The organism is Psychrobacter sp. APC 3279, assembly GCF_030407795.1.
Classification (GTDB): Bacteria; Pseudomonadota; Gammaproteobacteria; order Pseudomonadales; family Moraxellaceae; genus Psychrobacter.
The window spans coordinates 81,555-94,943 of sequence record NZ_JASDCR010000002.1 but is presented as its reverse complement, the minus strand read 5'-3'; the positions used below and the strand labels follow the sequence as shown (position 1 = coordinate 94,943).

The window sequence follows — 13,389 nt, the reverse complement described above, 5'->3', positions numbered from 1 at the left end:
AGCACTATATAAAGGGACTTTTATGCTCTGGCTTGATCTTGGAAATACCCGCCTAAAATACTGGCTAACCGATGATATCGGACAAATAGTCGCACATGATGCCAAGCAGCATTTGCAAGCGCCTGCCGAACTACTTATGGGTCTGACGGATCGCTTCGAGCGTTATGCGCCTGACTTTATTGGTATCTCATCGGTATTGGGTGACAATCTCAATGCCAAAGTATCAGAGACGCTCAGTCGTTTGAATATTCCGTTTGAGTTTGTCCATGTCGATGCTGCGCATGCGCTGATGAAAAGTGCTTACAATGATCAGCAGCTCGGCTGTGATCGCTGGCTACAGATGCTCGGTGCGGTCGATAAGAAAAAACGCCAGTGTGTGATTGGTTGTGGTACAGCGGTGACCATTGATTTGATTGATCATGCTGAGCATTTGGGCGGTTATATTTTCCCCAGTATCTACCTGCAACGTGAATCACTGTTCTCTGGTACTAAGCAAATCACTATCTCGAACGGTACTTTTGATAGCGTCAGTCAAGGTTTAACTACTCAAGACGCGGTACATCGCGGTATTTTGCTCTCTATCGTCGGCGCGATCAATGAGATTAGCCATCGTCACCCTAATTTTGAATTGATTATGACAGGTGGTGATGCAGCCATTATCTCGCAGCATGTCAATCGCCCAGTGCGCTTACGTGATGATTTATTACTAAATGGTTTGGCAAGATACTTTGATTATCGCAATAAGTCTTAACCGCTTATAGATAATTCGGTTTGACGTTAGTATGAAAAAAGCAGCACGTTTTGAACGTACTGCTTTTTTATTTTACTGTCAGAAAATAGCTAAGGCGTCATTAGCTACTTCTTACTTAGTCTCGTTAAATAACTCACGACCGACTAGCATACGGCGAATTTCACTGGTGCCTGCGCCAATTTCATACAGCTTAGCATCGCGCCAGTAGCGACCAAGTGGATACTCGTTGGTATAACCATTACCGCCAAATATTTGGATACCCTCACCCGCCATCCATGTGGCTTTTTCGGCACACCATAAGATCACACTGGCACAGTCTTTACGCACTTCTCGACTATGACCGGCACCGCGCGCGTCCAACATATCGAGGTTTTTACCCACGGTGTATAAAAAACTACGACCGGCTTGTAGTATAGTATACATGTCCGCAACTTTACCTTGGATAAGCTGGAACTCACCGATCGCTTGACCAAACTGTTTACGGTCATGGATATAAGGCACAACATTGTCCATCACCGCTTGCATGATGCCAATAGGACCTGCAGCCAATACAGCGCGCTCATAATCTAGGCCACTCATCAAGACCTTCACGCCTTCATTAAGACCGCCTAAAATATTTTCGCTTGGTACTTTTACATTATTAAAAGTCATCTCGCCAGTATGGCTACCGCGCATGCCGAGCTTATCTAGCTTTTGCGCTGTACCAAAACCTTCCATACCTTTTTCAACGATAAAGGCCGTCATGCCTTTTGCACCCATTTCAGGATTGGTCTTCGCATAAACCACCATCACATCAGCATCAGGACCATTGGTAATCCACATTTTGCTACCGTTCAACACATAGCTGCCGTCTTTTTCTTCTGCTTTTAGCTTCATACTAACCACATCTGAGCCAGCGCCTGTCTCACTCATGGCCAGTGCACCGATGAATTCACCGCTGATTAGCTTTGGCAGATATTTCTGCTTTTGCGCCTCAGAACCGTTACGTTTGATTTGGTTAATACATAGATTAGAGTGTGCGCCGTAGCTAAGCGCGACTGATGCCGAAGCTCGGCTAATCTCTTCCATCGCGACCATATGGGCAACATAGCCCATATTGGAGCCGCCGTACTCTTCAGGAACGGTAATGCCATGCAAACCGAGGTCACCCATCTTCTGCCATAAATCCATTGGGAACTCATCGCTACTATCAATCTCGGCAGCACGTGGGGCGATCTCGTTTGCTGCAAACTGCTGTACGACATCACGTAGGGCGTCGATATCTTCGCCAAGTTGAAAATTCAATCCAGGTAAACTCATAACCATTCCTTGTATATAAATATTTAATTTTCGAATTTTAATCTGTTTTTTAAAGCCATATTATTTTTGATGTAATAGTCCATTCAATGTGAAAGTATGGCAAGGCAACCGAGTGTAGATGTATATCAAATACTTCAAACGAGGTTAACGCTGTCATACCTTCGTAGTGGATTGACTATACTATTTAAGACTGACGTTTATTGATGATGGCACGTGCTACATTTGAGCCATTTGGTCGCTTTAAAAATTCACTGATACGCTCGCCTGCCACGACCAATTTATCCAAATCGATACCCGTGCTGATACCCATACCATGCAACATATACGCCACATCTTCGGTAGCGACATTGCCCGTTGCGCCTTTAGCATAAGGACAACCACCGAGGCCCGCGACAGAGGTATCAAACTCACTAACACCCATTTGTAATGCAGCCAAAGTATTGCTTAGCGCTTGGCCATAAGTATCATGGAAATGACCTGATAGCATAGAAATATCAGCATACTCCAATGCAGCTTGTAACGCTCGTTGCACTTTGAGCGGCGTACCAACACCAATGGTATCGGCAATGCCAATTTGTTCTGAACCAATCTCTACCAGACGCTTGGTCACATAGGCTACTTGGCTAGGGGCAATGTCACCTTCATAAGGACAACCGACCGTACAAGAGATCACGCCACGTACCTTGATGCCTTGTGCTTTTGCTGCTGCAGCCACTGGTGCAAAACGTTCGATACTCTCATCGATACTACAGTTGATGTTTTTTTGACTAAAGGTTTCGCTGGCTGAGCCAAAGATGACGATCTCATCAGGGCGATGTACGATAGCATTTTCAAAGCCGCGCATATTGGGCACCAGTACCGAGTAGCAAACGTCCGTCTGACGCGTCGGTGCTAGTGCGTCGAGCAACTCACTGTTATCACCCATTTGTGGCACCCACTTTGGTGACACAAAACTGGTCGCTTCCAATTTTTTGACACCCGCTGCAATCAAATCATTGATAAGCGTTTGCTTAACTTCAGTCGGCACTGTCATCGATTCGTTTTGTAGTCCATCACGTGGACTGACATCAACGATGGTGACATGGCTTGGATACGAATGGCTCATACTTGTCGTCCTTTTTGTTATTTGCGCTTTGATGAGGCTTTCTTATTAGGCTTCGTCAACTATGCGCTTTCACTATCGATGCGCAGTAGCTCATCACCATCAGCGACCAAGTCACCTGCTGCAAATAATAGCTCTGCTACCACACCATCTGTCGGTGCGGTAATCGTATGTTCAATTTTCATAGCTTCGATGACGGCAAGCGGTTCGCCTTTTTTCACAGTATCACCAACAGCTACTTTGAATGCAACCACTTGTCCTGGCATTGGTGATTTCAAGCTACCAACTGCTGCTGTATCTTCGCCCACATGTGCCATGATATCAATAAGCGTAATTTCATCGCGTCCGCTATCTGTGAATACGTAGACTGTCTCGTTATTTACCCAGCTTTGGGCACTGACACGTGCACCTTCTAACCATAAGGTATGATTGTGCGCGTCACTGCTATCGTAGCTGATCTGACCTTCATAAACCGTTTCGGTCTGAGCCGCTACATTGATATTGCTATCATCCTGCGTATTCGCAATTTCTTTACCAATGACGAGCGTAAAACTACTGAGATTATCGCCGCCTTTTTTGCTATCAGCACAACTTGCATTATGCCAATTACTGATACGAGCGCTATAAGCCTGCTCATTATAAACCAAGCTAAATGAACGGGTATAATCGCTGTAAGCACGGAAACCTGTTGGCTTGCTAAACGGATCTGAGCCCTGAGTAGTCGCCTCACTCGCAAGCTGCTGGGCAATAGCTGTCACCACAAGCGTCGATAATTCAAGAGGGTGCTGATCAAAAAGCTTATCCTGCTCACGCTCTATCAAGGCTGTATCAAGATTGGCTTTGCTAAATGAATCGGTATTTAAAATATAACGCAAAAATGCCACGTTATTTGGCAGACCAACGATACGCGTCTGTGCCAATGCACGATCAAGTCTCGCCAACGCTTGCTCGCGCGTAGGCGCATGGACGATAAGCTTGGCAATCATAGAGTCGTAAAAAGGACTGATCACATCACCCTCACGTACGCCATCATCGATACGCACATCAGTAATGTGGAACGTACTATGCTCAGGCTTCTGATAGGTGAATAAAGTGCCTGTCGCTGGCAAGAAATTATTGTCAGGGTTTTCGGCGCAGATACGCGCTTCAATTGCATGACCGTTGATAGACAGATCGTCTTGCGTTTTTGGCAATGGCTGACCCGCAGCAACCAACAGCTGCCACTCGACCAAATCGACACCAGTAATGGCTTCACTGACTGGATGCTCAACTTGCAAGCGCGTGTTCATTTCCATGAAATAAAAATTCATAGAGTCTTCGCGCTGCTCAACGATAAACTCAACCGTACCTGCACCAACGTAATCAACCGCACGAGCCGCTTCGATTGCCGCTGTGCCCATCGCTTCACGCATGGCAGTATCAACACCAGGCGCTGGCGCTTCTTCTAATACTTTTTGATGACGGCGCTGTACTGAGCAATCACGCTCAAACAGATGCACATAATTACCATGCGTATCACCAAATACTTGGATTTCTATATGACGTGGTTTTAGCGCGTATTTTTCGACCAATACTTGATCATTGCCAAAACTGGTAATCGCTTCACGGCGACATGAGTCTAACAAATCAATAAAATCGCTGCTTTGCTCCACGATACGCATGCCTTTGCCGCCGCCACCTGCACTGGCTTTAATCAAGACAGGATAGCCAATACTATCTGCCTGCTGCTGCAAAAACTGTGCATCTTGATTGTCACCATGATATCCCGGTATCAACGGCACGCCAGCCGACTCCATCAAGCGCTTAGACTCAGACTTGCCGCCCATGGCACGGATAGCATCCGCCGATGGACCGATAAATACTAGACCAGCATCTTGGCAAGCCTGTGCAAAGTCTGCATTTTCACTCAAAAACCCATATCCTGGATGGATTGCTTGGGCGCCAGTCTCAAGCGCTATCGCAATAATAGCATCGCCTTTTAGATAACTGTCTTTCGGTGCCGAACCGCCCAAATAGATAGCCTCATCACAGACAGCCACATGTTTGGCCTCACGATCCGCATCAGAATAAACAGTAACGGTACTGACGCCAAGACGCTTAGCAGTCGCGGCCACTCGGCAAGCAATTTCACCACGGTTGGCGATTAGAATTTTAGAAAACATAACTATCCCTGTGTCTTGTCGTTATTATTTGACGTCTTGTCTATTTACTCATTTGCCTATCATTTTTCTGCTACTAGTTAGTCTGCTATTAGCCAATCAGGTTTACGCTTTTGCAAAAATGCTTGCACGCCCTCTTTACCCTGCTTTGATGAGCGGATATCAGCGATACCTTTGACCGTGTCAGCGATCAGCTCATCAGTAATAGGTGCACCAGCGATATTGTGTAATAGTTGCTTGCAGGTTTTGACTGCATCAGGGCTATTTTTGACGACCTTGTTACAGAACGCAGCCACTTCATCGGCCAGCCACTCTTCGCTAACACGCTCATGGATAAAACCAAGCTGACGTGCCTTTTTGGCATCAAATACTTCAGCACTTAAAAAATAACGCTGCGACGCTCTAGCACCTAGTGCTCGGATAACATAAGGACTGATAGTGGCAGGGGCTAACCCTAACCGCACTTCACTCAGGCAGAAATTAGCAATCTTAACGGCGATAGCCACATCGCAAACAGCAACTAAACCCATGCCACCTGCGTATACATCGCCTTGAATAGCCGCGACTGTTGGCTTAGGACATTCATAAATAGTCTTAAGCATTTGCGCCAATTTATCAGCATCCGCTAGATTCTCTTCATAGCTATAATCCGCCATGGCACGCATCCAATTGAGGTCAGCGCCTGCACAAAATGCCTTGCCAGCAGCCGCTAGCACAATGACACGTACTTCATCATCAGCACCAAGCGTATTGAAAGCATCGGTTAGCTCGGCTATCATTTCATCGTTAAAAGCATTACGTATCTCGGGACGATTTAACGTCACTGTAGCAACGTGTTGCTCCACTTTAACCAGTAGGCTTTTATAATTTTTATCACTGTCTTTTTGCATAACTTTCTCTATATTTTTTATGTAAATACTTAAACAAACTCTTGGTCAATCCATAATAATGTTAGTACAAGGAAATCAACTGTAGATGTACAAACCGTACTTCAAATGAAGTTAACGCAGTAGTCGCTTATTATGGGAAGACCTTAGAACGCTTACATTCTAAAGACACCAAACTTTGTCTCTTCAATCGGCGCGTTATACGCAGCGCTTAATCCTAAAGCCAATACATTACGGGTATCAGCAGGATCAATTACGCCGTCATCCCACATACGTGCGGTAGCATAATACGGATGACCTTGCTCTTCATACATCTCACGAATCGGCGCTTTAAATGCCGCTTCGTCCTCATCACTCCACACTTCACCTTTACGATCAAAATTATCGCGTTTGACCGTTGCCAGTACTGACGCTGCTTGCTCACCGCCCATGACAGAGATACGGGCATTTGGCCACATCCATAAGAAGCGCGGGCTATAAGCACGGCCACACATACCGTAGTTACCAGCGCCGAACGAGCCACCGACGATGACTGTGAATTTTGGTACTTTGGCATTAGCCACCGCCATTACCATCTTGGCACCATGACGAGCGATACCTTCGTTCTCGTATTTACGACCCACCATAAAGCCAGTAATGTTTTGCAGAAATACTAATGGGATTTTGCGTTTACAGCACAGCTCAATGAAGTGCGTGCCTTTTTGCGCTGACTCACTGAACAAGATGCCGTTATTGGCAATAATACCAACAGGCATCCCTTCGATATGAGCAAATCCACAAACCAACGTCGTACCAAAACGCGATTTAAACTCATCAAAGGCACTATCATCAACGATACGCGCGATGATTTCTCTGATATCAAATGGCTTGCGCTTGTCTGTTGGAATCACACCGTACAGCTCTTTGGCGTCATAACGCGGCGGACGCGGTGTGATTTGATTGGGGATATTTTTCGCAGGGCGATTTAGGTGACTGACGATATTACGGGCAATCGATAACGCGTGCGTATCATTCTGCGCTAGATGATCAACCACGCCTGATAGTCTAGTATGTACATCACCACCGCCCAAATCTTCTGCGGTAACCTCTTCACCTGTTGCTGCTTTGACTAGTGGTGGACCACCCAAAAAGATAGTGCCTTGCTCTTTGACAATAATAGATTCATCACTCATCGCAGGCACATACGCACCGCCAGCCGTACAGCTGCCCATAACCACAGCAATTTGCGGAATGCCTGCTGCACTCAGATTGGCTTGGTTAAAGAAGATACGGCCGAAGTGCTCCTTATCAGGGAACACATCATCTTGGTTGGGTAAGTTGGCACCACCTGAGTCGACTAGATAGACGCATGGCAAATGGTTTTCTTGCGCAATCTCTTGGGCACGTAGATGCTTCTTGACGGTCATTGGGTAGTACGTGCCACCTTTTACCGTGGCATCATTACAGACAATCATGCACTCGACCCCATTGATGCGGCCGATACCAGCAATCACACCCGCCGCTGGAATCTCTTCGCCATACATATCATGCGCAGCCATTGGCGCCACTTCTAAAAACGCTGTACCCACATCCAGCAGACGCTCGACCCGCTCGCGTGGTAACAGTTTGCCACGTGCAAGATGCTTAGCACGTGCGCGCTCCGAGCCACCTTGGGCAACGTTACGCAAGTGTATATACAGGTCATCGACGATCTCTTGCATCGCAGCACTGTTTTGCTGAAAATCGCTTGAGTTCGGACTCAGTTTACTGGTTATAGTAGCGCTCATGATATCCCTTTTTCTTTTATACATAGATACGTAATTACGAGTAGCTTGTTATGCAAGTCATTTTTTAGGTGCGCAGTCATTTGTTTAAATATTACTGGCCGCTGTTTGTAATGGCTACTCACATGGTTCATCTTTCATGTTCTAGGGCTGATAAACAAGTTTAGAGCTGATAAATAAGCCTATGACAGCCCTAATTCTTCTTTCATTTGCTCGATGATTTTATACTTTTGGATCTTGCCTGTGATGGTCATCGGATACTCAGTCACAAAGCGATAGTATGCCGGCACTTTATAATGAGCGATATGCTCACTACAGAACTCTCGTACTTCCTCTTCGGTCAAGCAGCCCGGTTCTTTCGGAACAATCCATGCTGCGAGTACTTCGCCATATTTTTCATCTGGTATACCGACGATCTGCACATCGCGAATCTTTGGATGACGGTAGAGGTAGTTTTCGATTTCTACCGGATAGATATTCTCGCCACCACGGATGACCATATCTTTACTACGACCGACGATTTTGACATAGCCGTCTTCATCCATTGTCGCCAGATCACCTGTATGCATCCAACCATCTTGGATGGCTTCACGTGTCTTGAAGCGACTGCCCCAATAGCCTTTCATCACTGAATAGCCACGTGTGAGCAGCTCACCTGTCTCGCCTAACGCTACGATCTCACCCGTTGCGGTATCAACGACTTTTACTTCTAGCGCAGGCTGTACTAGCCCCACGGTCGAGACTTGCTTATCAAGTGGCGTGTGCTCATTGGTCTGACAAGACACAGGACTGGTCTCTGTCATGCCATAGGCAATGGTGACTTCACTCATATGCATATTATCGATGACGCGGCGCATGACCTCAATCGGACAGCTGGACCCTGCCATGATACCTGTGCGTAGCGTCGATAGATCAAAGTTTTCGAACTCAGGATGGTCGAGCTCTGCGATAAACATCGTAGGCACACCATGCAGACCTGTACACTTCTCTTCCTCTACAGCTTGCAATACAGTCAATGGCTCAAAGCCATCATTTGGATAAACGATACAACCACCATGCGTAAGAATCGCTAGGTTGCCAAGTACCATACCGAAGCAATGATAGAGTGGCACTGGGATGCAGAGTCTGTCTTCTTCAGTGAGGTTCATCGCCTCACCAATGAAGTAACCATTGTTTAAGATATTGCGGTGGCTTAAGGTGGCGCCTTTTGGAGTCCCTGTCGTGCCACTGGTGAACTGTACATTGATAGCATCGGTGTTTTTGAGCTGGGCTTGGCGCTCGGCAACACGCGGATCGTTGGCATCGCCCTCGCTCATCCACGCAGAGAATTTTTGCATAAAACCAAAGATCTCGTCCGACTCTGGCTCATCAATCCAGATGATGCGTTCAATCGTTGGAATCTCGACCAAATCAAGCTGAGTGTAATCTTTATGGTAAATCTCAGGACACAGCTCGCGAATTAAACTGGCGTAGTCACTGGTTTTGAAATGGCGCATCAGTACGAGCGCTGAGCAGCCCAGTTTATTTAAGGCATATTGCAGCTCAAAAGTACGGTAGGCAGGATTGATATTAACGAGGATAACGCCGACTTTTGCCGTGGCCAATTGCATGAGCAACCACTCGGCATTGTTGTGCGACCAAATACCGATACGATCACCAATCTCTAGTCCCATCTCAATCATACTACTGGCTAGCTGATTTACTTGCTGCTGTAGCTCACGATATGTCCAACGGATATTTTGATGGCGGACGACCAGTGCTTCGCGCTCAGGATATTTGGAAACAATAGCATCAAAAAAGTCACCGATTGTCGCTTCAATCAGCGGTACATCAGGACCTTTGTCATAGCTTTGAGTAAGTGGTGCATTGGCTGAGCGTGCGCCCATATTGATACTAGGAATGTTGCTTAAAATAGTGTCGAAGTCAACGCGAGTCGAATCGAAATCAGAAGTTTGAGTCATAACGAGTCCTTTCGTTTTACTTTTTATATTATTTATAAATAGCGCTTATTAATAGCCTGCGTGCAAACCTTCTTCCTTGGGCAGGTCTTACATAGTATTCAGCTACTATAACGCCATCAATGAAAGCCTGTCAACAATATCAATACAGTATGTATCATTTAATTAGGCAGTCTGCCTTTCTACTTAGTAAAAGGTAACATAGAATCATGGCAAGTTTTTGACACAAAAAAGCCAGCCACATTATAAGTAATGGGCTGGCTCGATCATCAACACTGTCGTTTAACTGAATTTTCTGGAAAGCATCTAATAAAGGACATCACTTATAAACGATGTCCTTTATTAGTTTTTCAAAAAACGGTATTGCAATCGTTATGCTTTAGGAACTGCAGGCGCTTTAATCGTTACTGTTGCGCTAACGGCTTCATTATCATCGAGCAAATCCATGATTAGCTCATCATCATTCTCAGTCTTCACTTGCCAATTGCCCACTGCTTGCGGTACACCCGTCACCATCACAGAGATGGCTTTGTTCTTAAGGCGAATCATTGGCGGCTTATGATCATAACCGCTGTGCTCGTGACCTAAGATATCATCAGCGATAGTCGCAGCCTGCGCGCGCAATGGCGCAACATAACGACAAGCAACCCCGTTGATAGACATACAGTCGCCGATGGCATAGATATTCGCTGCATTGGTACGCAACGTCGCTGCATCCACCACGATACCTGTACGGCGATCGAATTCTACACCAGCCGCCGTAGGTAATTGCTCATCGACTGTCAGACCTGTACTGGCAATCACATGATCTACAATCAGTGGTTCGAGCGGCTGAATATCAGCATTGTCTGCATCCGATGATAATGGGGCATAGTCTACTTGTAGCTTCTCGGCATCTTCGCTATCGTCGTCATTACTGCCAACACGAGTAACAGCTGATACTTGATAACCACCTAAGAATTGAATACCTTGCGACTCGATTGCTTTGGCGATACGTGCGGTCGCTTTCGCTGGTAGCATCTGTGAAAGCGGTGCATCATTTAAATCAATAAGCGTTACTTTATGACCAGCTTTAAGTAGGTCTTCTGCGATTTCTGTACCCACCATACCAGCACCAACGATCGCAACGTGCTGGCTACCTGTTGCTAGCTTTTCTTGTAGCTGACTAAAACGCTCGATATGATTGACATGCCAGACCAAATCTTGCGGCAAACTTTTAGGGAAGATAGGATGCGCACCCATCGCTAGCACCATTTTCTCATAGCCGATAGTCGTCAATGCGTCATCTGATTGCGCAGTAGATCGTACCTGTACGGTTTGGCTCACTGGATCGATATCTGTCACTTGCGTATTGGCTAACAACGTCACTTCTGCTGTCTTAGCCGCTTCGCTACCAGATGCCCGTACCAAATCTGATGCGCGTTTGTTTTGGCTGATTGCCATCGTCAACATCGGCTTATGATAACGGTCGCCACTATCAGCTGTGATTAATGTGATTGGAATCTCTGTGTCTTTGGCACGAATGGCATCAATGACATGCCAGCCTGCCAGCCCTGCACCAATAATAACGACACCTTTTTTTGCTGCTGTGCTCGATGCTACAGATAGGTTTTCTACGCTCATACAAACTCCAGTATGGTTTATGAATTATTTTAATTATCAAAAATATTGACCGCTATTGTATCAGTAAACAGCCATTCACTCACCTATCTAGCAATTCACTTAGTCAATTTCGAACTCCATGCGATGCGCTGTTGCACGCATGGTTTCACTATCTATTAATTTTTCTATACAGTATAAACTTGCATGGATGCCTGCACTTATCCCCGCTGATGTGATGATATTACCAGTATCATCACTGGCATCTACAAAACGCGTATGCGAGATCACATTGATATCAGGATAGGATGCTAAATTATCCAAGTCCATCCAGTGCGTGGTTGCTGACTTACCAGCTAGCAAACCTGCCTTAGCCAACAGCAACGCTCCTGTACACACTGAAAGCGTCAGCTCTGCCAAACTTGCTTGAGTGATAATCCAGTCAATTACCACCTTATTATATATTTCTGTTTTTTCGGCACCGTAACCACCAGGGATGATTAAGACATCAATGTCTGGATGATTGGCAAAACTATAGTCAGGAATGACTTGCAGACCATTCCTAGCGGATATCGTTGCTTGGTTCTCGGCAATAGTGATCACCTTAAAGTGCTTATCATCACTAGAACTGGCAGCATTTTCAGCTAACGAAAACACCTCAAAAGGTCCTGCAAAATCCAATACTTCTACTTCATTGAACAGTAGTATGCCGACGGTTCGTTTTAGCGTCATATTCAATCCTAATTCAGTTGATAGCGTTAAATTAAACTCATCTATATTATGACTACTACCTTTCCAAACTTGTTTGATTAATAAGATGAACCATTTCATCTGCCTTTGCCGTTTGCGATTTCTCTAATCCTGCGACTATTCCTACTCTATTTCAGCGGCTTTATAGTCTCAAAGCTATCTTATTTAAACTCCTTGTGTGTAAACATCATAGGCTCTAAATCGTTTTTCAAATAGCTATACAAAAAAGGCTAAATACAAAGCGCCCTATTAAAGATAGCGTTTAACTGCCTTTAATAGGGCGCTTTATATAATCATTAGCAGTAGAAAGAAAAATAAGCTTTAGAACATGTCTTTGTCTTAGAAACACGGCTATAAACAATCGTAAATCAAAGTGTCTTTAATGATTTAAAATCTTCGACAAGAACATCTGTGCACGGTCACTTTTCGCGCCTTCAAAAAACTCATCTTTACTACAGTTTTCTACGATATGCCCTTCATCCATAAAGATAATACGATTGGCCACCTGACTGGCAAAGCCCATCTCATGCGTCACGCACATCATAGTCATACCATCACGAGTCAGCTCGACCATTACGTCTAGCACCTCTTGAATCATCTCAGGATCAAGCGCAGAGGTTGGTTCATCAAATAGCATTGCGACTGGATCCATGGCCAACGCTCGTGCAATCGCAACACGCTGCTGCTGACCACCAGAGAGCTCCGCTGGATATTTTGCCGCTTGTACCGTTAGGCCAACACGGTCGAGATAGGCCATCGCTTTTTGTTTGGCCTCAGACTCTTTACGGCCCAACACTTTGATTTGTGCCACAGTCAAATTATCAATAATAGTCAAATGTGGAAACAACTCAAAATGCTGAAACACCATGCCGACACGGCTGCGTAACTTAGGTAGATTAGTCTTTGGGTCACCGACAGAAATACCATTGACCATGATGTCACCTTTTTGAAAAGGCTCAAGTCCATTCACTGTCTTAATCAAAGTTGATTTACCACTGCCCGATGGACCACAAACGACAACGACATCACCTTTATGTACATGCGCCGTACAGTCAGTCAGTACTTGAAAGTCTCCATACCATTTACTGACATTAGATATTTCAATGACCATCTCATCACTA

At 45.4% G+C, this 13,389-nt stretch carries 10 protein-coding genes; 1 reads left to right on the top strand and 9 read right to left on the bottom strand.

Features of this window, described 5'->3' with window-relative positions:
- Positions 1 to 22 precede the first annotated feature (22 nt).
- A complete protein-coding gene (locus QL898_RS01335; RefSeq protein WP_101205592.1) occupies positions 23 to 751 on the top strand; it encodes a pantothenate kinase in 729 nt (242 codons plus the stop codon).
- A gap of 111 nt (positions 752 to 862) precedes the next feature.
- Here QL898_RS01335 and QL898_RS01330 read toward each other — a convergent pair whose 3' ends face one another.
- The 9 genes from QL898_RS01330 to QL898_RS01290 all read right to left on the bottom strand — a co-directional run bounded on the left by QL898_RS01330 (position 863) and on the right by QL898_RS01290 (position 13,379).
- Positions 863 to 2,050 (bottom strand): isovaleryl-CoA dehydrogenase, encoded by a 1,188-nt coding sequence (locus QL898_RS01330; protein ID WP_290175531.1) that lies wholly within the window; start codon positions 2,048 to 2,050, stop codon positions 863 to 865.
- A gap of 184 nt (positions 2,051 to 2,234) precedes the next feature.
- Entirely contained in the window at positions 2,235 to 3,155 is a 921-nt protein-coding gene (locus QL898_RS01325; protein ID WP_290175530.1) for a hydroxymethylglutaryl-CoA lyase, read from the bottom strand.
- A gap of 59 nt (positions 3,156 to 3,214) precedes the next feature.
- Complete coding sequence (locus QL898_RS01320) at positions 3,215 to 5,314, bottom strand: acetyl/propionyl/methylcrotonyl-CoA carboxylase subunit alpha (RefSeq protein ID WP_290175529.1); 2,100 nt, start codon at positions 5,312 to 5,314, stop codon at positions 3,215 to 3,217.
- Between the two features lie 77 nt (positions 5,315 to 5,391).
- Positions 5,392 to 6,201, bottom strand: a complete 810-nt coding sequence (locus QL898_RS01315; protein WP_290175528.1) for an enoyl-CoA hydratase/isomerase family protein — start codon at positions 6,199 to 6,201, stop codon at positions 5,392 to 5,394.
- Positions 6,202 to 6,353: 152 nt separating this feature from the next.
- Positions 6,354 to 7,964: a carboxyl transferase domain-containing protein gene (locus QL898_RS01310; RefSeq protein WP_290175527.1), complete on the bottom strand. Its 1,611-nt coding sequence runs from the start codon at positions 7,962 to 7,964 to the stop codon at positions 6,354 to 6,356.
- Positions 7,965 to 8,143: 179 nt separating this feature from the next.
- Positions 8,144 to 9,922, bottom strand: a complete 1,779-nt coding sequence (locus tag QL898_RS01305) for an AMP-binding protein (RefSeq protein WP_290175526.1) — start codon at positions 9,920 to 9,922, stop codon at positions 8,144 to 8,146.
- A gap of 369 nt (positions 9,923 to 10,291) precedes the next feature.
- Positions 10,292 to 11,542, bottom strand: a complete 1,251-nt coding sequence (locus QL898_RS01300; RefSeq protein WP_290175525.1) for an FAD-dependent oxidoreductase — start codon at positions 11,540 to 11,542, stop codon at positions 10,292 to 10,294.
- 99 nt (positions 11,543 to 11,641) lie between these two features.
- Positions 11,642 to 12,349: a DJ-1/PfpI family protein gene (locus QL898_RS01295; protein WP_265089159.1), complete on the bottom strand. Its 708-nt coding sequence runs from the start codon at positions 12,347 to 12,349 to the stop codon at positions 11,642 to 11,644.
- A 298-nt stretch (positions 12,350 to 12,647) separates the two neighbouring features.
- Positions 12,648 to 13,379, bottom strand: a complete 732-nt coding sequence (locus QL898_RS01290; protein WP_057762314.1) for an amino acid ABC transporter ATP-binding protein — start codon at positions 13,377 to 13,379, stop codon at positions 12,648 to 12,650.
- Positions 13,380 to 13,389: the final 10 nt, after the last annotated feature.